This window comes from Pseudomonas sp. AC016 (assembly GCF_979253365.1).
Map to the genome: position 1 here is coordinate 5,546,504 of NZ_CEEDCC010000001.1, position 19,583 is coordinate 5,566,086.

General features: G+C 59.9%; 19 protein-coding genes. 11 read left to right on the forward strand and 8 right to left on the reverse strand.

Annotation, left to right across the window (positions count from 1 at the left end):
- Positions 1 to 35: 35 nt before the first annotated feature.
- From iolG to AC0IXS_RS24990, 9 genes are all read left to right on the forward strand, one after another.
- A complete protein-coding gene (gene iolG, locus AC0IXS_RS24950) occupies positions 36 to 1,046 on the forward strand; it encodes a bifunctional inositol 2-dehydrogenase/D-chiro-inositol 1-dehydrogenase (RefSeq protein WP_471825957.1) in 1,011 nt (336 codons plus the stop codon).
- Positions 1,047 to 1,129: 83 nt separating this feature from the next.
- Positions 1,130 to 2,149 carry a Gfo/Idh/MocA family protein gene (locus AC0IXS_RS24955; RefSeq protein ID WP_137203314.1) on the forward strand — a complete coding sequence of 340 codons (1,020 nt, stop codon included), beginning with the start codon at positions 1,130 to 1,132 and terminating at the stop codon, positions 2,147 to 2,149.
- 237 nt (positions 2,150 to 2,386) lie between these two features.
- Complete coding sequence (locus tag AC0IXS_RS24960) at positions 2,387 to 2,557, forward strand: hypothetical protein (protein ID WP_155516685.1); 171 nt, start codon at positions 2,387 to 2,389, stop codon at positions 2,555 to 2,557.
- 78 nt (positions 2,558 to 2,635) lie between these two features.
- The gene (locus AC0IXS_RS24965) at positions 2,636 to 3,565 is read left to right on the forward strand and encodes a sugar ABC transporter substrate-binding protein (protein ID WP_025993040.1); all 930 of its coding nucleotides are present in this window, start codon (positions 2,636 to 2,638) and stop codon (positions 3,563 to 3,565) included.
- Positions 3,566 to 3,627: 62 nt separating this feature from the next.
- Positions 3,628 to 5,205 (forward strand): sugar ABC transporter ATP-binding protein, encoded by a 1,578-nt coding sequence (locus AC0IXS_RS24970; protein WP_471825959.1) that lies wholly within the window; start codon positions 3,628 to 3,630, stop codon positions 5,203 to 5,205.
- Between the two features lie 60 nt (positions 5,206 to 5,265).
- A complete protein-coding gene (locus AC0IXS_RS24975; protein ID WP_025993042.1) occupies positions 5,266 to 6,291 on the forward strand; it encodes an ABC transporter permease in 1,026 nt (341 codons plus the stop codon).
- Positions 6,292 to 6,593: 302 nt separating this feature from the next.
- Positions 6,594 to 6,998, forward strand: a complete 405-nt coding sequence (locus AC0IXS_RS24980) for a TraR/DksA family transcriptional regulator (RefSeq protein ID WP_004883780.1) — start codon at positions 6,594 to 6,596, stop codon at positions 6,996 to 6,998.
- 181 nt (positions 6,999 to 7,179) lie between these two features.
- On the forward strand, positions 7,180 to 8,757 hold the full coding sequence (locus AC0IXS_RS24985; protein ID WP_471825961.1) for a methyl-accepting chemotaxis protein: 1,578 nt from the start codon (positions 7,180 to 7,182) through the stop codon (positions 8,755 to 8,757).
- Positions 8,758 to 9,033: 276 nt separating this feature from the next.
- Entirely contained in the window at positions 9,034 to 10,518 is a 1,485-nt protein-coding gene (locus AC0IXS_RS24990) for a T6SS phospholipase effector Tle1-like catalytic domain-containing protein (protein WP_057408509.1), read from the forward strand.
- A gap of 45 nt (positions 10,519 to 10,563) precedes the next feature.
- On the opposite strand, the gene AC0IXS_RS24995 is transcribed toward AC0IXS_RS24990, so the two are convergent.
- Positions 10,564 to 10,800, reverse strand: coding sequence for a DUF2789 domain-containing protein (locus AC0IXS_RS24995; RefSeq protein WP_004883777.1), 237 nt, complete (start codon positions 10,798 to 10,800; stop codon positions 10,564 to 10,566).
- Between the two features lie 434 nt (positions 10,801 to 11,234).
- Between AC0IXS_RS24995 and AC0IXS_RS25000 the strand changes: the two genes are divergently transcribed.
- Positions 11,235 to 11,702 carry a hypothetical protein gene (locus AC0IXS_RS25000; protein WP_122689570.1) on the forward strand — a complete coding sequence of 156 codons (468 nt, stop codon included), beginning with the start codon at positions 11,235 to 11,237 and terminating at the stop codon, positions 11,700 to 11,702.
- An 18-nt stretch (positions 11,703 to 11,720) separates the two neighbouring features.
- Here the strand turns inward: AC0IXS_RS25000 and AC0IXS_RS25005 are convergent, their stop codons facing one another.
- The 7 genes from AC0IXS_RS25005 to AC0IXS_RS25035 form a co-directional block, all read right to left on the reverse strand.
- Positions 11,721 to 12,101, reverse strand: a complete 381-nt coding sequence (locus AC0IXS_RS25005; RefSeq protein WP_471825962.1) for a Na+/H+ antiporter subunit G — start codon at positions 12,099 to 12,101, stop codon at positions 11,721 to 11,723.
- On the reverse strand, positions 12,098 to 12,376 hold the full coding sequence (locus AC0IXS_RS25010; protein ID WP_004883774.1) for a K+/H+ antiporter subunit F: 279 nt from the start codon (positions 12,374 to 12,376) through the stop codon (positions 12,098 to 12,100). The genes AC0IXS_RS25005 and AC0IXS_RS25010 overlap by 4 nt, the downstream gene beginning before the upstream one ends.
- Positions 12,373 to 12,861, reverse strand: coding sequence for a Na+/H+ antiporter subunit E (locus tag AC0IXS_RS25015; protein WP_004883773.1), 489 nt, complete (start codon positions 12,859 to 12,861; stop codon positions 12,373 to 12,375). Before AC0IXS_RS25015 ends, AC0IXS_RS25010 begins: the two co-directional genes overlap by 4 nt.
- Positions 12,858 to 14,543 carry a monovalent cation/H+ antiporter subunit D gene (locus AC0IXS_RS25020; protein ID WP_004883772.1) on the reverse strand — a complete coding sequence of 562 codons (1,686 nt, stop codon included), beginning with the start codon at positions 14,541 to 14,543 and terminating at the stop codon, positions 12,858 to 12,860. Before AC0IXS_RS25020 ends, AC0IXS_RS25015 begins: the two co-directional genes overlap by 4 nt.
- Entirely contained in the window at positions 14,540 to 14,884 is a 345-nt protein-coding gene (locus AC0IXS_RS25025; protein ID WP_004883771.1) for a Na+/H+ antiporter subunit C, read from the reverse strand. The genes AC0IXS_RS25020 and AC0IXS_RS25025 overlap by 4 nt, the downstream gene beginning before the upstream one ends.
- On the reverse strand, positions 14,884 to 17,802 hold the full coding sequence (locus AC0IXS_RS25030) for a monovalent cation/H+ antiporter subunit A (RefSeq protein ID WP_057408506.1): 2,919 nt from the start codon (positions 17,800 to 17,802) through the stop codon (positions 14,884 to 14,886). The genes AC0IXS_RS25025 and AC0IXS_RS25030 overlap by 1 nt, the downstream gene beginning before the upstream one ends.
- A gap of 157 nt (positions 17,803 to 17,959) precedes the next feature.
- Complete coding sequence (locus AC0IXS_RS25035; RefSeq protein ID WP_025993050.1) at positions 17,960 to 18,883, reverse strand: DMT family transporter; 924 nt, start codon at positions 18,881 to 18,883, stop codon at positions 17,960 to 17,962.
- Positions 18,884 to 18,988: 105 nt separating this feature from the next.
- Between AC0IXS_RS25035 and AC0IXS_RS25040 the strand changes: the two genes are divergently transcribed.
- On the forward strand, positions 18,989 to 19,558 hold the full coding sequence (locus tag AC0IXS_RS25040) for a helix-turn-helix domain-containing protein (RefSeq protein ID WP_057408505.1): 570 nt from the start codon (positions 18,989 to 18,991) through the stop codon (positions 19,556 to 19,558).
- Positions 19,559 to 19,583: the final 25 nt, after the last annotated feature.

The following is a 19,583-nucleotide window of genomic DNA, read 5'->3' on the forward strand; positions in this document are numbered from 1 at the left end:
TCAAACAAGAACAATCATTCATACAGGACAGTGAAATGACTTTGAAACTAGGTGTGATCGGTACAGGCGCAATCGGTCAGGATCATATCCGTCGTTGCAGCAAGGCTTTGATCGGCAGCCAGGTGGTGGCCGTCACCGACATCAATCTGGAGCAGGCCGCAAAAGTGGTCAGCGACCTGGGCATCAGTGCCGAGGTGTACGCCGACGGCCATGCGCTGATCGCCGCGCCCGACGTGGAAGCGGTGCTGGTCTGCTCATGGGGCGCCACCCATGAAGAGTACGTGCTGGCCGCCATTGCAGCGGGCAAGCCGGTGTTTTGCGAAAAACCGCTCGCGGTCACGGCGGCAGGTTGCCGACACATCGTCGAAGCCGAAATCGCAGGGGGCAGGCGTCTGGTGCAGGTCGGTTTCATGCGGCCTTACGACCACGGCTATCGCGCCCTCAAGGCGGTGATCGACAGTGGCCAGATCGGCGAGCCGTTGATGCTGCACTGCGCGCACCGCAACCCGCGGGTCGGCGAGAACTACAAGACCGACATGGCGATCACCGACACGCTGATCCATGAACTTGACGTGCTGCGCTGGTTGCTCAACGACGATTACGTCTCGGTGCAAGTGGTCTTCCCGCGCAAGACCAGCAAGGCGCTGGCTCACATGCGCGACCCGCAGATCGTGATGCTGGAAACCGCGCGTGGCACACGTATCGATGTGGAGGTCTTCGTCAACTGCCAGTATGGCTACGACATTCAGTGCGAAGTGGTCGGCGAAACCGGCATTGCCAAACTGCCCGAGCCGTCGCAAGTGCAGTTGCGCAGCGAGGCCAAACTGTCCAACGCGATCCTGATGGACTGGAAGGACCGTTTCATCGCCGCCTATGACGTCGAGTTGCAGGCTTTCATTGATGGCGTCACTGCTGGCACATTCACGGGCCCTTCGGCCTGGGATGGCTATTGCGCCGCCGTCGCCGCCGATGCCTGCGTCCAGGCGCAGGGCAGCGGGGCGATCGTGCCGATCAGCCTGGAACAACGCCCGGTGTTTTACAACTGACCGGAGGCTGACGTGAAAGCGCCGCTTTATCAGCGGCGCCTGTTTTGAACCATTGCCAGGCTATTGCTGGACAGGAGAATGCCATGCGAACAGGACTGGTGGGTTACGGCAAGGGAGGACGCTACTTCCATGCAACGCTGATTTCGAGTTTGCCAGGCGCGACGTTCGTGGGGGTCGTCACCCGGTCACCCGAGCGCAGGCAGGAAGTGGCCAATGATCATCCCGGCGTCGCCACCTTCGACACGCTGGCTGAACTGGTAAAGGCCGGTGTCGATGTGGTGGTGATCTCCACGCCCTTGGCATCACGTCGTGAATTGATACTGCAAGCCATCGAGCTGGGCGTGGGCGTGGTCAGCGATAAACCGTTTGCCAACGATGCCGCGCAGGCCCGTGAACTGGTGGAAGCCGCCGAACAGCGTGGCGTGCTGCTCAGCGTCTATCAGAACCGACGCTGGGATTCGGACTTTCTGACGGTGCGCAAGCTGATCGACAACCAGGTGCTGGGCACGATCAGCCGTTTCGAGTCCAGTATCGAACGCTATTCGCCGCGCTCGGTGGGCAAGGCGAGCGGCGGCGGGGTGCTGCGCGATCTGGGCAGTCACCTGGTGGATCAGGCACTGGTGCTTTTCGGGCCGGTGGAGCGGGTGTACGCCGAACTGCAGTTCGCAGGCACTGAGCGTGAGCTGGACCATACCTTCTTCGTCGCGCTGACCCATGCCAGTGGTGTGGTTTCGCACCTGTCCGGCAGTTGTCTGCAGAACACCCCGAGGCCGCGCTTCAGGGTCAGCGGCTCACAGGGCTGTTACAGCGTCGAAGGGCTGGACGGTCAGGAAGACGCCGCGTTTGCCGGATTGACTCCGCGCTCCGAAGGCGAGCGCTGGGGCGTCGAGGAACATCGACGCTGGGGCTGGTTCGAGCAGGGCGATCATCGTGAACGGGTGCCTTCCGAGCGTGGATGCTGGCTGGCGTTCTATCGCCAGTTGCAGGACGCGGTCCACGGACAGGGTCCGCTACCGGTGGATCCGCACGATGCCGTTGCGTCGGCCCAGGTCATGGACGCGGCACGTCTGAGTTCACGTGAGGGACGCGTCGTGGTTCTGTAACGTTTTGAGTGGATGAATAGATGCATTCGGATAGCCCGGCACCCATCAGGGAGTCGGGCTTTCTGGCATTTCCGGGCTGACAAAAGAAAAAACAGAATAAATTCTAAAATCAGTTGAATTGGAAAATATTTTCCAATAGAGTCGTTTTCAGGTTACCGACTATCGAACCCTCTGGGCTGTCAGACATGTCTGAACGTCACAGGTAGCAAGCCAACAAAAACAAGATAGGTACTGTCGATGAAAACCCCCACCTCTGGCGTACCCGCCAAGCGTTCTGCACCCCCTGCATTCTGGATCCGACTCATGGAGCGCTTCCTGACCCTCGTCGCAAGCGGCATGTGTGTGCGCCACAAGGATGCGTTGCTGTTCTGCATTCCCGGCGCGACCGGCGTGCGCCTGCCCCGATAAGTCACGCCTTGCTTGATAGCTTCATCGCTACGTCGTTACCAAGTCCGAACAACAACAAGAATTTGGAGACAGACCTTCATGAAGACCCCGATTCGTTTCACCGCAATGGCCCTGGCGCTGATGCTCGGCAGCGGTGCCGCCCTGGCTGATATCAAGGTGGGCGTTGCCATGTCGCAGTTCGACGACACCTGGCTGACCTACCTGCGCGAAGACATGAGCGCCAAGGCCAAGACCATGCCCGATGGCGTGTCGCTGCAGTTTGTCGACGCCCGGGCTGATGTGAACAAGCAGCTCGATCAGGTCCAGGAACTGATCGGCAAGAAAGTCGACGCCCTGATCGTCAACCCGGTGGACACCGCCGCCACCGCCAGAATCACCAAGATTGCGGTCGCTGCCGGCATCCCGCTGGTCTACGTCAACCGCCGCCCGGATGATCCCAAACTGCCTGCAGGCGTTGCCACCGTGACCTCCGATGATGTCGAGGCCGGGCGGCTGCAGATGCAATACATCGCCGAAAAAATGGGCGGCAAGGGCAGCGTGATGATTCTGCTGGGCGATCTGGCCAACAACTCCACGAAAGGCCGTACCGACGGCGTGAAGGAAGTGCTGAAAAAATACCCCGGCATCAAGATCGATCAGGAACAGACCGGCATCTGGTCGCGCCAGAAGGGCATGGACCTGACCAATGACTGGATTACCCAGGGCCGGGATTTCAACGCCGTACTCGCCAACAACGATGAAATGGCAATCGGTGCGGCGATGGCCCTGAAGCAGGCTGGCAAGAAGCAGGGCTCGGTCTTCGTGGCCGGTGTGGACGGCACGCCCGACGGGCTCAACGCGATCACCAAGGGTGACCTGACGGTCTCGGTCTTTCAGGATGCCAAGGGTCAGGCCAACGGCGCTATCGATGCAGCCGTGAAGCTGGCGAAAAAGGAGACCCTGGAGTCTCAGACCATCGTCATTCCGTACCGCCTGATCACGCCTGAAAACGTCGTTACCTTCAAATAAGAACAGCCGACAGGCCGGGCGGATCCTGCGCACCGGCCCTGTCGCTTGAGGAGCTTGTCACCATGCCCGGTTCAGCGACTGCCACCCCCACGCCCGCCCAGCGCGATTCCTCCGGTAGTGCAGGTCACGATGCCCTGAATGCCCAACCGCCTTATCTGCTGGAAATCAGCAATATCAGCAAGGGTTTTCCAGGCGTCATTGCACTCAACGATGTGCAACTGCGGGTCCGTCCCGGCAGCGTACTGGCGCTGATGGGTGAGAACGGTGCCGGCAAATCGACCCTGATGAAAATCATTGCCGGTATCTATCAGCCCGACGCAGGCGAAATTCGCCTGCGGGGCAAGCCCGTCACGTTCGACACGCCGCTGTCGGCCCTGCAGTCCGGGATTGCCATGATCCATCAGGAGTTGAACCTGATGCCGTTCATGAGCATTGCGGAGAACATCTGGATCGGCCGTGAGCAACTCAACGGCCTGCACATGATCGACCACCGGGAAATGTTCCGCTGCACCGCCGAACTGCTCGAACGCCTGCGCATCAAGCTGGACCCGGAAGAGCTGGTGGGCAATCTGAGCATCGCCGAGCGGCAGATGGTCGAGATTGCCAAGGCGGTTTCCTATAACTCCGATGTACTGATCATGGACGAGCCCACCTCGGCCATTACCGAAACCGAAGTCGCGCATCTGTTCTCGATCATTTCCGACCTGCGTGCGCAGGGCAAGGGCATCATCTACATCACCCACAAGATGAATGAAGTGTTCGAGATCGCAGACGAAGTGGCGGTGTTTCGTGACGGTTGCTACATCGGCCTGCAGCGCGCCGAAAGCATGGACGGCGACAGCCTGATTTCGATGATGGTCGGTCGCGAGTTGACCCAGCTTTTCCCGGAACGTGAAAAACCGATCGGCGATCTGCTTCTGTCGGTACGTGATCTGCGCCTGGATGGCATTTTCAAGGACGTGTCCTTCGATCTGCATGCCGGTGAGATTCTTGGCATTGCAGGGCTGATGGGCTCGGGCCGTACCAATGTGGCGGAGACCCTGTTCGGCATCACGCCCAGCGACGGTGGAGAAATTCAATACGATGGCGCAGCGGTGCGCATCGGCGATCCTCATCAGGCCATTGGGCTGGGTTTTGCGCTGCTGACCGAGGATCGGAAACTGACCGGACTGTTTCCCTGCCTTTCAGTGATGGAAAACATGGAAATGGCAGTACTGGCCAATTACGCGGGCAATGGCTTCGTCAAACAGAAGGCCTTGCGGGCGCTGTGCGAAGACATGTGCAAGAAGCTGCGGGTCAAGACGCCGTCGCTGGAACAGTGCATCGACACGCTGTCCGGCGGCAATCAACAGAAGGCGCTGCTGGCCCGCTGGCTGATGACCAACCCCAGAGTTCTGATTCTCGACGAGCCGACCCGCGGTATCGACGTGGGCGCCAAGGCCGAGATCTACCGCCTGATCGCCTTTCTGGCCAGCGAAGGCATGGCGGTCATCATGATTTCCTCGGAATTGCCCGAAGTGTTGGGCATGAGCGATCGGGTCATGGTCATGCACGAAGGCGAAATGATGGGGATCCTGCCGCGCAGTGAAGCGACTCAGGAAAAAGTCATGCATCTGGCTTCCGGACATCGAGTCCATTGAGTTCGCAGGGCTGGCCTCGGCCAGAAGAACACGCCAGAACAAGAACAAGAGGGTAACACCATGAGCAACGCTATCTTGCAGAACAAGCCGGCCCTGGCGCCGACCAAGAACAAACGGCGACTGCCGACCGAACTGAGCATTTTTCTGGTCCTGATCGGCATTGGTCTGATCTTCGAACTGTTCGGCTGGATCGTCCGCGATCAGAGCTTTCTGCTCAATTCGCAGCGGCTGGTGCTGATGATCCTGCAGGTGTCGATCATTGGTCTGCTGGCCATTGGCGTGACGCAGGTGATCATCACCACCGGCATTGACCTGTCTTCAGGATCGGTACTGGCGTTGTCGGCGATGGTTGCCGCCAGCCTTGCGCAGACCTCGGATTTTTCCCGTGCGGTCTTTCCTTCGCTGACCGATCTGCCGGTGTGGATACCGGTGGTGGTCGGGCTGGGGGTCGGATTGCTGGCCGGTGCGATCAACGGCAGCATCATTGCCATCACCGGCATTCCGCCGTTCATCGCGACCCTCGGCATGATGGTGTCGGCCCGCGGGCTGGCGCGCTTCTACACCGAAGGCCAGCCAGTGAGCATGCTGTCGGACTCCTACACCGCCATTGGCCAGGGCGCGATGCCGGTGATCATCTTTCTGGTGGTCGCGGTCATCTTCCACATTGCACTGCGCTACACCAAGTACGGCAAGTACACCTATGCCATCGGCGGCAACATGCAGGCGGCCCGTACTTCCGGGATCAACGTCAAGCGTCATCTGGTCATTGTCTACAGCATCGCCGGTTTGCTGGCCGGCCTTGCCGGTGTCGTGGCGTCGGCGCGGGCAGCAACCGGACAGGCCGGGATGGGCATGTCGTATGAGCTGGACGCCATCGCCGCTGCGGTGATTGGTGGCACCAGTCTGGCGGGCGGGGTGGGGCGCATCACCGGTACGGTGATCGGCGCACTGATCCTCGGCGTCATGGCCAGCGGGTTCACGTTCGTCGGGGTGGACGCCTACGTTCAGGACATCATCAAGGGACTGATCATTGTGGTAGCTGTGGTCATCGACCAGTATCGCAACAAGCGCAAGACCAAGCGCTGACAGCAACCTGCGCACACAAGGGCCTTCGAGGCCCTTTTGTGCGTTATAAGGTAGCTGGAACCGATTGGTTCTGTGTCGGTCAGACCCTCATCCGACCCAGCGTAATACAGGCTTGGTGCCCGGTTTTCAGGGGCTGCCGCGCAATTGTTGGCCAAAAGACTTCAATTGTGTTGCCGAGTGCGCGAGGCGGCCTTAGACTGCCGCCCCTCGTAAATTGAGTGCCAGGTGGCGCTTGGAGATCATGGCGCTTGTACGGCAACGTTGAGCCGCTCCTCAATGCACGTTTTTTTATAGAGAAATCAATGACAAAGGAAAAGTTGCTGGCCATGCCGGCCGATGACTACATGAACGCCGAGCAGCACGCTTTCTTCGTCGAGCTGTTGCAGAACATGAAGGTCGAAATCCACGAGCGAATCGAGCAAAGCCGCATCGCTATCGAGAGCCTGGATACCCCTGCCGATCCCGCCGATGCTGCTTCTGTGGAAGAAGAGCGTCACTGGCTGGTGAACGTGATCGATCGTGATCAGCGCATGCTGCCGCAGCTGGAAATGGCGCTGTCGCGTATCGCTGAAGACACTTTTGGCTGGTGTGATGACAGTGGTGAGCCGATCGGCCTGAAACGCCTGCTGATCAGCCCGACGACCAAGTATTGCATCGAAGCGCAAGAGCGCCACGAGCAGATCGACAAGCACCAGCGCCAGGCCTGATTCACAGGCAGCGGGCAGGTGTCACGAAACCGGGAGGCAAGCGATTGCCTCCCGGTTTTCTTGTGCCTGCGTTTTATTGAAAGGAATATTGCCCTTACCACCAATGGCTCATGGCAGATGGCCGGTTTCTGGCGTTTAATGAGGACAAACAACGATAAATAAACGCTTGGGGTGATGCAGCATGTCCGACAACGCTTTCGTGGCAAACCGGTCCTGGGTGCCCGTTATACAGACGCTCGCGCTGTGCCTGCTGTTGGCGGCGATCAATTTTGTCAGCGTCTCCCTTTACCTTGCCGTGCCGGTCGCCCTGTTGGTTATCTGGCTGCCACGTCTGCTGCCTGCCAACGCCCTTCGCCCCGCGGTCGTGTCTGAAGACAGCGCCATCGGTAATCTGACCCGCGATCTGTCTCGAACCACCAGCCATAACGCGCTATCCGCTGCGCAAGTTGCGTTTTCCGTGCGTCAACTGGCAGGCCGGGTGCAGTCGCAACTCGATGCTGCGGAACAGGTGGTGAGCAGCGCCGACGTCATGATCACGACAGAACGGCAGACGGCCCAGTTGAGCCAACAGGCCCTCAGCGCGGCCAGCCAGGCCCGTCAGCGCAGTGATGCGGGCAGCGTGGTTTTGAACGAATCCATTCAGCGCATGCACCGCCTGAGTCAGGGAGCGGTGGAGAGCCGTGAACTGATCGAGGCATTGAATCAGCGCAGCGAGGAAATCCAGCGCGTGACAATGGTGATTCAGTCCATTGCCAGCCAGACCAATCTGTTGGCGCTCAACGCCGCTATCGAGGCCGCACGCGCCGGCGAGCACGGGCGCGGGTTTGCCGTCGTGGCCGATGAGGTGCGCGGGCTGGCCGGTCGTACCGCCAGTGCCACACAGGAAGTCGGGCAGATGGTTGCCGATATCCAGCAACGCACCACCCAGGTGGTCGAACAGATTCGCCAGTTGTCAGCGGATCTGGACAGTGGCGTTCAGCAGGTGGAACTGACCGGTGAGCACCTTGACAGCATCGCGCGTCTGGCGGTCGAGGTGGAGAGCCAGGTGGGTGAAATTGCCCATGGCGCGCAGACCAATCAGGACCAGTTGGCCGGCCTGTTCGAGGCCGTTGAGCGCATGCGCGGCGATCTGGCCGTCAGCGACGAGCAGACCCGGCATCTGGCTCTGGCGGCCGTGCAGATGGAGGGGCAGGCCGAAACGATCAGTCAGCGTCTGGCACAGGTCGGCCTGGATGATTACCACCAGCGCATCTACGATCTGGCCCGCGAGGGCGCGCAGCAGATCGCGGCGAAGTTCGAAGCCGACATCGAGCGGGGCACCGTCAGCCTCGATGATCTGTTCGACCGGCAGTACAAACCCATCCCGAATACGTTGCCGACGCGTTTCAATACCCGGTTCGACCGCTATACCGATCAGGTCCTGCCCGCTGTGCAGGAGCCGTTGCTGTCGCGGCATGAAGGGCTGGTGTTCGCCATCGCCTGCACGCAACAGGGTTACGTACCGACTCATAACAATGCCTTCAACCAGCCCTTGACCGGCGACCCTGCTGTCGACAACGCCCGCAACCGCAGCAAGCGCAAATTCGATGATCGCACCGGCATCCGTTGCGGCAGTCATCAACAGCCGGTGCTGCTGCAGACTTACACCCGCGACACCGGTGAGCTGATGCATGACCTCTCGGTGCCGATCATGGTCAAGGGCAGGCATTGGGGTGGACTGAGACTGGGCTACAAGCCTGAAGCCGCAGCCTTGAAGTGACGGATAACTCACTTGCGGTTGAATAGCGTTCAAAAGGGCGGCAAACAGTTTGAATATGTTTACTGCGGTGGTTGATATATAAAAATATTGTTTCTCTATTTTTATCGGGTTTGTTTGCCCTGATTTAGTGTGCGTGTTTTATTGTTGTAGGAAGTTTCTGAAAAGTCTTTCCGTGACTTGACTGTTCGTATGGGCTGAGCAAGCTAGTTGAATCAACGGCGTAAATAGTTGATTTGACAATCGCCGCTACAGGGAACATCTAAGGACGGAAACAGGATGAAAAATACAGGGAATGTTAAAGAAGAAGCTACCGTTTCGGACGCGGCTGCACTGCGCGTCACCATACGGGCAGGCGTTTTCTTCGACGGAACAGGCAATAACCGACTCAATAGCCGGATCGGCGCGGACTGTCAGGCGCTTATGGAAGTCAATGGCGAACGGCATATCAGGGAATGTGCAGGTCGCCATTCCGACCCTTCCAGCAGTTACAGCAATGATCTGACCAATATCGCCCGGCTGGTCGATCTCTATCGTGATCAGCAGATTGCCGCCAATGATGGGGGTGGACTACGGGTTTACTGGCCGATCTATGTCAGTGGCGCGGGAACGACATCGGGCAGTCGCGATTCGCTCTGGCCGGGCCAGAGTTTCGGTCGTGGGCCCACGGGCGTGGTGGCCAAGGTGGAGCGAGCGATCAGAAAGCTGGACTCGCGCCTCAGAGCGTTCCCGCAACTCAATCCGGGGTGCGTCATCGAGGCGATCGAACTGGATGTCTTTGGGTTCAGTCGGGGCGCCGCGTCAGCCAGGCACTTCGTCAACGAAGTGCTCAAACAGTCCGCAGGCCTGCTTGAGCCTGTGCTCGGCAGTCGCAAGGTTCGGTTGAGCGAAGACTTCAGCTGGAAAAACGGCAGCGTGCGGATCAAGGTGGTTGGTCTGTTCGATACCGTGGCTGCTATCGGTAGCCTCAAGGATCTGGGCAACGTCAGTGACTCGGCCAATCGACGCGTCAACCTTTACCTGCCGCCCGATTGCGCACAGCAGGTCCTGCATCTGGTGGCCCGTGATGAATTGCGCCGCAATTTTGCGCTGAACAGCATCAGACCGGTGTGGCCGCGAGAAATCGTGCTGCCGGGCGCGCATGCCGACATCGGCGGCGGTTACCTGCCGCAGATGGAGGAAAGCGTAATGCTGACCCGGCCACGTGTCAGCACGCTGTACGCGGACGATCTGCACGAATCGACGTCGGCATGGCTGCAGGCGCAGACCGAGCTGAGCGAGATGGATGCAGAGCGCTGGATCGATCCGCTGGACACACAGGCGTCGCTGCAGGTTCAGGTGTGTGATGAGCAGTGCCGGTCTCGCGGCAGGGGATCTTTCGGGGGGCGTTCGACGGTTATTGCTGTCTGTCTGCGGCGTCAGGTGTTCGGTCATCTGTCACGGGTGCATCTGCGCGTCATGCATGCACTGGCCTGTGACGAGGGCGTACCGTTCAAACCGATTCCCATCGTGCAGGAACTCAAACTGCCGCCCGAACTTGAAGGCATTGCCTGCAAGCTGATCGATTATGCGCGGGGGGATCCATACACGCTGAGCGACGATGAAGAGAAAATTCTTCGCTGGCGCTACATTCATCATTCGGCGCACTGGAGCGCGGCGATAGGCAGGCTGGGCAGTCTGGGTGACGCGGTGTTCGTGCATGCGCCGGAGCCAGGCGGACGGGTGCTGCATCCCAATGTCGGACAGCATGGCTATCCTCAATAAGCCTGGGAGAGTGATGCAGTCTGATCTGCATCACTCTTTTTTCGGTCAGGGTTGCTTGTGCAGAAGTACGTTCAGTTCGTCGACCACAGGTGCCCACTCGGCATCGGCGCGCAGCTCTTCCTTGAGGAATGCTGCCTGTTGGGGAGTCCAGAATTCGGCGTCGATCAGTTTCACCTCATCGGGCAGTCGATGTTGGGCAACAAAGGCATCGATACTGTTCTCGTCATTATCCAGACCCAATTGGGCGAACAGGCCTGGCAGGTCAGGGTTGGGCAATTCCATGTCATCTCCTCGACGAGGGCGAACCCCGTACAGTCATTGGTCCTGCATCGGAGTGGTCTGCCCGGACAAGAGTTCGATGCATTTTTGCGTAGAGATGAGCCGACTTTTCTTATACGCAAGGCAAGTGCTATGTTCATACATGCGACGAGTCACTCCTCAGTGAGAATCAGGTACCCCTTACGTGTCCACGGCGTCTCGGGTTCATCGCAGGTGACGCCTGTGCGACATCGTTTGTACAAAAGGTATATATCCCGTTGACGCTGTGAGCCGGTAGAATCCGTCGCCAGCCTGCACAGGGTACGTGGTGGCCTGCCTGGCATCCCGCAGTGCAGCGCGTCAGCAGGTCTTGGTCGCGCCATGCGGCAACACGGATGAACGACTTTTAACTGCCCGCATACCGGGCAGCATCATTTATCACGTTGGGGGTTTGTACTTTGGCTGTAAGCAACCTGGATACGCACGCGTTATTCGTGCTCGGCGATCTGCGGGCACAGTTGGTCAAGCAGTTTCAATCACGTTTTGTCTATGTCACCGAACAGTCGGCCGAAGGCATCTACATCGCAGAGATCGACACCGAGTCCGCCATGGTCGTCGATGACAAACCGCGCCTTGAACTCAAGGTTGGTGATCATTTTCGCGCCTCTGTATTGCCGAGCCGTGAGGGTGGGAAGTTCGAAATCAGATTCCGTGAAATCAAACTGACCGTCTACGGACTGGGCGATTACGCGTTTGTCGATACCGCTGAAGGTCACGGCATTGTGTTCAAGGAAGGTCACACGGTGTTCATGGTCTTTGCCGCCGCTGAACAGCTTCAGTCCGGCATGAGCAAGACGCTCAAGACGGCTGTCGGCAAGGCTGCAAAATGGCGCAAGGGCGAACTGTCATTCAAAGCCAGCGAATAACGCTGGCGACTGCGCTCGTCATCCGCCAGCGGACTCGCCGTCGTTGCGTCCGCCGCTGACTTCCGCCGGTACGTCATCGCCGGCCATGCGCTTGCGAAACAGCGCGGTTCGCGCCAGCAGCAGTGTGGTCACAGGGACTGTGATCGCCAGCAGGACAGGGATCAGCCAGGCGTGAATCACCGGCTCCGACTTGAGTGCGGAGAAGTAGACGATCGAGGCCAGCGCGACGCACCAGGCACCCAGTGTCGAAGCCAGGGCAGGCGGGTGCATTCTCTGGAAAAAGTCCTTCAGGCGCAGCAGCCCCAGTGCTCCGGTCAGTGTGAACAGACTGCTGGCAATCAACAGCACGGCAGTCAGTACCTCGGCCCAGAAAGGCACGTTCATCGGTAGTGAAGTCATTCGATTACTTCTCCGCGCAGCAGAAACTTGGCCAGGGCAAACGAGCCAACGAAGCCGAACAATGCGATCAGCATGGCGGCTTCGAAATACGTGTCACTGGCATAACGGATACCCAGCACCAGCATCATCAGCATCGCGGTGATGTACAGGTAGTCCAGCGCCAGTACGCGGTCCTGGGCAGACGGTCCTCTGATCAGCCGGATCAGGGTAATGACCATGGACAGGGCGAAGATCAGCAGGCTGATCAGAATGGCAGTGTCGAGCAGGGCACTCATTGGAAAATCTCCATCAAGGGGCGCTCATAGACGGTCTTGAAGTGCTCGATGAATTGCGCCTCGTCCTCAAGATCGAAGACATGCATCAACAGCACGCTGCGATCCAGCGCCAGTTCCGACCAGACAGTCCCGGGTACTACTGTGGTCACCATCGCCAGCGCAGCGAGGCCGTGGGCGTCGTGCAGGTCCAGCGGTATTCGGACGAAGGCCGAGCGCGGCGGACGACGCTTGAGTCGCCAGACACTCACGCCGACCTGAAAGTTTGAGACCACCACATCCCACCCGACCATCAGCAGGAATTTGAGGATGACGCCCGGCTTGCGAATGCGCACCGGCAACGGTCGCAGCGGCGCCATGAGCAACGGTGCCAGAAAGCCCAGCACCGCACCCAGCAACAGATGCCCCGGACTGATCGACAGGTTCAGCACCAGCCACAACGCCCACAGGGCCAGAGAAAAAACGGGGGCGGGGAACAGGCGCTTCATGGCTGTACCTCCGGCGCGCCAGCGTTGCTGTTGGGGCCTGGCACCGGACGCGTTGCCAGAACCGACTGCACGTACTGCTTGGGTTCATGCAGGGCAGCTGCCGTGTCCTGGGTGTAGCGCAGTAATGGTTCGGCCTTGAACGTCAGGGCAACGCACAGGCCCAGCAGGATGATGATCGGCAGGCATTCGTTGCGACGCAGGATCGGCGAAGGGCGTTCGTATGGCGTCCAGAATCGTTGGGTGCCAAGTCTGGAGAAGGCGATCAGCGAAGCCAGCCCCGAGAAAATCAGCAGTGCGATCAGCATCCAGGCAGGCGTCGACAGGGCTTCGTCCTGTGCGACGTCCAGGCCGAGCGGATTCATGAGCGCGCTGAGCAGGGTCAGTTTGCCGATGAAGCCGGACAGCGGCGGCATGCCGATGATCAGCAGCGCGCAGATCACGAAGCTCAAACCCAGGAATGCCATGGTGACCGGGATGACTTGCCCGACCACGACTTTCTGCTCTTCGTCCAGGTTGGTGCCGGGCGGTGGATGCAGTGACTCCAGTGTGCGTGGCAACTGGTCGGCGTCTTCTTCCAGTGGAATCTCGTTGGCCGAGCGCGAGCGCTCGACCAGCTCGGCCAGCAGGAACATCGCGCTCAGGGCCAGTGTGGAACTGACCAGATAGAACAGCGCGCCAGAAGTAAGGCTTGGCTGCGCGAAGCCGATGGCCGATAACAGAATGCCTGCCGAGACCAGAATGCTCAGGCTGGCCATGCGCTCCAGTCGTTGGGCCGCAATGATTGCAATGGCTGCCGTGACGATGGTTGCCATGCCGCCGTAAATCAGCCAGTCGCCGCCAAAGAACGCCGACGCACCCGCCTGACCTGAAAACAGCAGTGTCCACAGACGCAGCAGGGTGTAGATGCCGACCTTGGTCATGATCGCGAACATCGCCGCAACCGGAGCGCTGGCGGCGGAGTAGGCGGGGACCAGCCAGAAGTTCAAGGGCCACATGCCAGCCTTGGCCAGAAACGCGGTGGCCAGAATCGCGGCCCCGGCGTGCAGCAGACCCTGATCGGCTTCGGATACTTGCGGGATCTTGATCGCGAGATCTGCAAAGTTCAGGGTACCCGTCACCCCGTAGATCAGCGCGGCGCCAATCAGAAACAGCGACGAGGCCAGCAGGTTGATCGAGATGTAGTGAAGCCCCGAGGTGACCCTGGCACGGCCGGAACCGTGCAGCATCAGACCGTAGGAGGCTGCGAGCAGGACCTCGAAAAACACGAACAGGTTGAACAGGTCAGCGGTCAGGAAGGCGCCGTACAGGCCCATCAGCTGAATCTGGAACAGTGCATGGAAACTGGCTCCAGCCCGGTCCCAGCGGGCCAGGGCGAACAGCAGGGCGCAGACACCGACAATGCCGGTCAGCACCATCATCATGGCCGACAGATGATCCACCACCAGTACGATGCCGAACGGCACGCCCCAGTTACCCGGCAGGTACACGCCTATCGAACCGGTGCTGCCGGTGTCCTGGACCCAGAACAGCAGCACGACGGATATACCCAGCCCGAGCATGCTGGAAAACAGGTTGATACGGCCCTTGAGTGGGCGACGTTTCTCGCCCAGCCACAGCATCAGCCCGGCCGTCGCCAGCGGTAGAAGGATGGGGGCAATGATCAGTTGATTCAGCCAACTCATGCCTTGGGCTCCCGGCCATCAACGTGGTCGGTGCCGGTCAGGCCTCGGGACGCCAGCAGCACCACCAGAAACAGCGCGGTCATGGCAAAACTGATTACGATGGCCGTCAGCACCAGTGCCTGGGGCAGGGGATCGGTGTAGTTGAGCAGGTCCTGGGGAACACCGTCCTTGATGATCGGCTCCCTGCCGATGAACAGGCTACCCATGCTGAAGATGAACAGGTTCACGCCATAGGACAGCAGGCAGAGGCCCATCACGACCTGGAAGGTACGCGGGCGCAGCATCAGCCACACACCTGACGCGGCCAGAACACCGATGGCAATTGCGATGACTTCTTCCATCAGAGGGCTCCTTGCGGGTTGGCGACAGGCTTGGGCAACGGGGTCGGGCGATGGCTGCGAACCGACTGGTGAGCCAGCGCGGTAAGAATCAGCAGCGTCGCCCCCACGACCACGGCATAGACGCCGACGTCGAAGAACAATGCGCTGGCGAAGTGGATATCACCCAGAATCGGCAGATGCAGATGCGCGGTGTGGGTGGTCATGAACGGATAACCCAGCACCATCGAGCCTGCTCCGGTAAGCACGGCGCACAGCAGGCCGGTGCCCATCCAGCGCAAGGGCCTCAGGCTCATCTGCGCTTCGACCCACTGCGTGCCGGCGACCATGTACTGCAGAATGAACGCCACCGACATGACCAGCCCGGCAACGAAACCGCCGCCCGGCTCGTTGTGGCCGCGCATGAACAGGTACATCGACACGATGAAGGCGATCGGCAGCAACAGGCGTACCAGCGCGGCGGGGACCATCATGAAGCCCAGAGCGGTGTCGCTCGCACTGCGCGGGTTGATCAGGTCGGTGACCACGTCGCGTGCCAGCAGACGCTGCTGGGCAGGTAATGGAATGCTCTCTTTGGGCGGGCGGAAACGACGCAGCAGGGCGAAGACTGTCAGGGCGACAGCGGCCAGCACGGTGATCTCGCCAAAGGTGTCGAAGCCGCGGAAGTCCACCAGCATGACGTTGACCACGTTGGTGCCGCCGCCTTCCGGAAGGGCACGGCTGAGGTAGAACGAGGAGATGGCGTTGGGTGTCTGGCGGGTCAGCATGGCATAGGACAGGATCGCCATGCCAAGGCCGACCATTACCGCCAGCACGAAGTCGCGGATCCGGCGGGTGCGGGCTCTGAGTCGGGTGCTGGTGGCTGCGACGTCTTCGTTACGGCGTGGCAACCAGCGCAGGCCGAGCAGGATCAGCACAGTCGTCACGACTTCGACAACGAGTTGGGTAAGCGCCAGGTCAGGCGCGGAGAACCATACGAAGGTGATGCAGGTCATCAGGCCGCAGACGCTGACCATGACCAGTGCTGCCAGGCGGTGATACTTGCCCTGCCATGCCGCACCGAGCGCGCAGACAATCGCAATCAACCACAGTGTCACGAACACGCCGGAGCCCGGAATCTTCGGACGATCCCCCCAGGTCAGACCACTGAAGTACATCGGAATGAAGCCGCCCATCACGGCCGCCAGCACCAGCAGGAACAACTGCGGCTGCAGCCGGCGCGTGCTGACCTTGCGCTCGAAGCGCCGCGCCCAGTGCATCACGACCACCAGACTGCGTTCGAAGAAGCGTTTGCCGTTCAGGCGGCCTACCAGCGGCGGAACAGGAAAACGGTCGGTCTTGAGTGAGTTGCGCAGCAGCAGGTACAAAAGGATACCGCCGGCCATTGCCACCAGACTCATGATCATCGGCGCGTTCCAGCCGTGCCAGATCGCCAGGCTGTACTCGGGCAGGGTTCCGCCGACCACCGGTTGGGCGGCAGCCGCCAGCAACGGTGCGACCGATTGGGATGGAAAGATGCCGACGATGATGCAGGCCAGCACCAGAAACTCGACCGGCGCACGCATCCAGCGTGGCGGCTCATGGGGCATGTGCGGCAGGTCTTTGGCGATTCGTCCGAAGAACACGTCGACGGTGAAGCGCAATGAATAGGCCACGCTGAATACACCGGCGATGGTTGCCACGACAGGCAGTGCGATTTCGACCCAGGCAGTGGCGGAAATGAACACGGTTTCGGCGAAGAACATCTCCTTGGAGAGGAATCCGTTGAGCAGCGGTACGCCGGCCATTGAGGCGCTGGCGACCATGGCCAGCGTCGCGGTATAGGGCAACAGCTTTATAAGCCCGCTGAGTCGCTGGATATCCCGGGTGCCACTTTCGTGGTCGATGATGCCCGCCGCCATGAACAGCGAGGCCTTGAACGTGGCGTGGTTGAGAATGTGAAACACCGCAGCGACGGCAGCCAGCGGGCTGTTCAGGCCCAGCAGCAGGGTGATCAGGCCAAGGTGACTGATGGTCGAGTAGGCCAGCAGGCCTTTCAGGTCATTCTGGAAGATCGCGGCATAAGCGCCGAGAATCAGGGTGCAGGCTCCGGCACCGCTGACGATCCAGAACCACTGTTCGGTGCCTGAAAGGGCAGGCCACAGGCGTGCCATGAGAAATACGCCCGCCTTGACCATCGTCGCCGAGTGGAGATACGCCGACACCGGGGTTGGCGCGGCCATGGCGTGAGGCAGCCAGAAATGGAAGGGGAACTGCGCGCTTTTGCTCAGTGCGCCGATCAGGACCAGAGTCAGCATGACCGGGTACAGCGCATGGGCACGGATGGCGTCGCCGGAGGCTAGAACACGGTCCAAATCGTAGCTGCCGACGATATGACCCAGAATCATCATCCCCGCCAGCAAGGCCAGACCGCCTGCGCCGGTGACCATCAGCGCCATGTAGGCACCGCGTCTGGCATCCGCGCGATGGTGCCAGTAGCCGATCAGCAGGAACGAGAATACGCTGGTCAGTTCCCAGAAAAACACGATCTGAATCAGGTTGCCGGACATCACCAGCCCGAGCATGGCGCCCATGAAAGCCAGGAAAAATGCGAAGAAGCGCGGCACCGGATCGTCCGGTGACATGTAGTAACGGGCATACAGCGACACCAGTGCGCCGATTCCCAGCACCAGCATGGAAAACAACCAGGCGAAGCCATCGACGCGCAGGACGAAATTCAACCCCAGGCTCGGCAGCCAGAAATACTCTTCGCGGATGACACCGCCGTCTGCGATCTGCGGAAACCACAAGGCCATCTGAACCGCGCCGATCAGGGCGACGAGACCTGCAAGAAGGGATTCCGCGTTACGCGCGTTGTGCGGCAAAAACGCCGCCAGACAGCTGCCGATGAAAGGCAGAAGCAGTAGAACTATCAGGGACATAGGCTTCTAATCTGCGGGGAAATATCAAGCATCATACGTGCCAGACACTTCGAGACCAAAGGGACAGTTTTTCGAATTTCCTACAAAAAGTGTCTGATAGCGTTTTGTCAGCCATCCTGGCCGGGTCTGATTTCAATTGCAGCATCAGCCTGTGTTTTCAGTCCGCTTTTTCCACGCCTTCCTCTTCGACGGCCATCGGGGCGACGGTGGTTGGACGACGCCTCATTTCACTGACAATCACCCCAAGCACAATCAGGGCCCCGCCCAGCAGGGCAATGCCCGGCAAACGCTCACCAGCCAGTCGTCCGACAATGCCCGCCCACACGGGTTCACCGGCATAGATCACTGTTGCCCGGGTTGGCGAAACGCTTTTCTGAGCCCAGTTCATCGCGACCTGAATCACCGCGCTCATAGCACCGAGCCCTACGGCGATGAATACCAGTAACCAGGAAAAGTCCGGCAGCTGTTCCTGGGTCGGAACGATCATCAGGAACGCCAGGATCGAGGCGGTCGCCAGTTGCACCACGGTGACCCGCCGCACGTCGACTTTGCCGGCATAGGCGCTGATCATGATTATTTCAGCGGAAATGGCCACCGCGCTGATCAAGGTGGCAATCTCGCCCGGACTCATGTGCAGCGAAGCGCCCTGCGGACCTGAAAGCAGCATGAGGCCGGTGAAGGCCAGGACGATGCCAAGGCTCGGCATCAGACCCGGACGCCGCCCCAGTACCAGCCATTGCAGCAAAGGTACGAACGGCACGTAGAGCGCTGTAATAAACGCCGACTGACTGCTGGGAATGGTCTGCAGGCCAATGGTCTGCAAGCCGTAGCCGAGCATGATTGCGGCGCCGATCAGGACACCGGCCTTGAGCTCCAGCAGCGTCAGCCCGCGCATGACATTCATCGAGCACAGCGCGACGATCATGGCGGCGGCCGCGAAGCGCAGGCCGACGAAAAACATCGGACCGCTGACCGTCATGGCGTGCTGCACGAGAAGGAAGGTGCCACCCCACAGCATGGTGATGAAGATGAGGACGGCTTCCGCCTTGCTGATACGGGGTGTACGGCTGATAGACTTCATGTCGGCTCCAGATCCCACGGCCTTGCTTGTGACAAGCGGGTCGACACACAATGGCGTCGCGAAAGTGTGCAGTATAATGCGCAACGGATTCGGATGAGCACTCCCATGGACAAAGAAAATTCCCAGCGCGCGCCGGTACTGCAGCATGTCAGTCAGAACGTGCGACGCCTGCGCAACGCGGCCGACCTCAGTCAGACGGCTCTGGCAGAACGGTCAGGCGTCAGTCGGCGCATGCTGGTGGCCATCGAGGCCGGTGAAAGGAACGTCAGTCTGGCGACCCTGGATCGGGTTGCCGAAGCATTGGAAGTGGCGTTCAGCGACTTGATTCAGGCACCAGACATCCGCGACCACAGCCGTATCAATGAACTCGCCTGGGCGGGTACGCTTCACGGCAGCAAGGCCGTTCTGCTGGCCAAGGCCAATGCGCGGCGTGAAGTCGAGTTGTGGGAGTTCTGCCTGGCGCCCGGCGACCTGTATGCAGCCGACGCCGACCCGGAAGGCTGGAGCGAGCAGGTCTATGTCGTTGAAGGGGATCTGACCATTCGGTTTTCCGATGGAATCGAACCTCGAAAGGTCGGCTCCGGCGAGTTCTACATGTTCCCCAGCAGTCAGCCGCACCGTTATTGCAACGAAGGTAACGTCACGCTGCGCTTTGTGCGCAATGTGGTGCTTTAACGTACCGACCTCCATTCATTGCAAC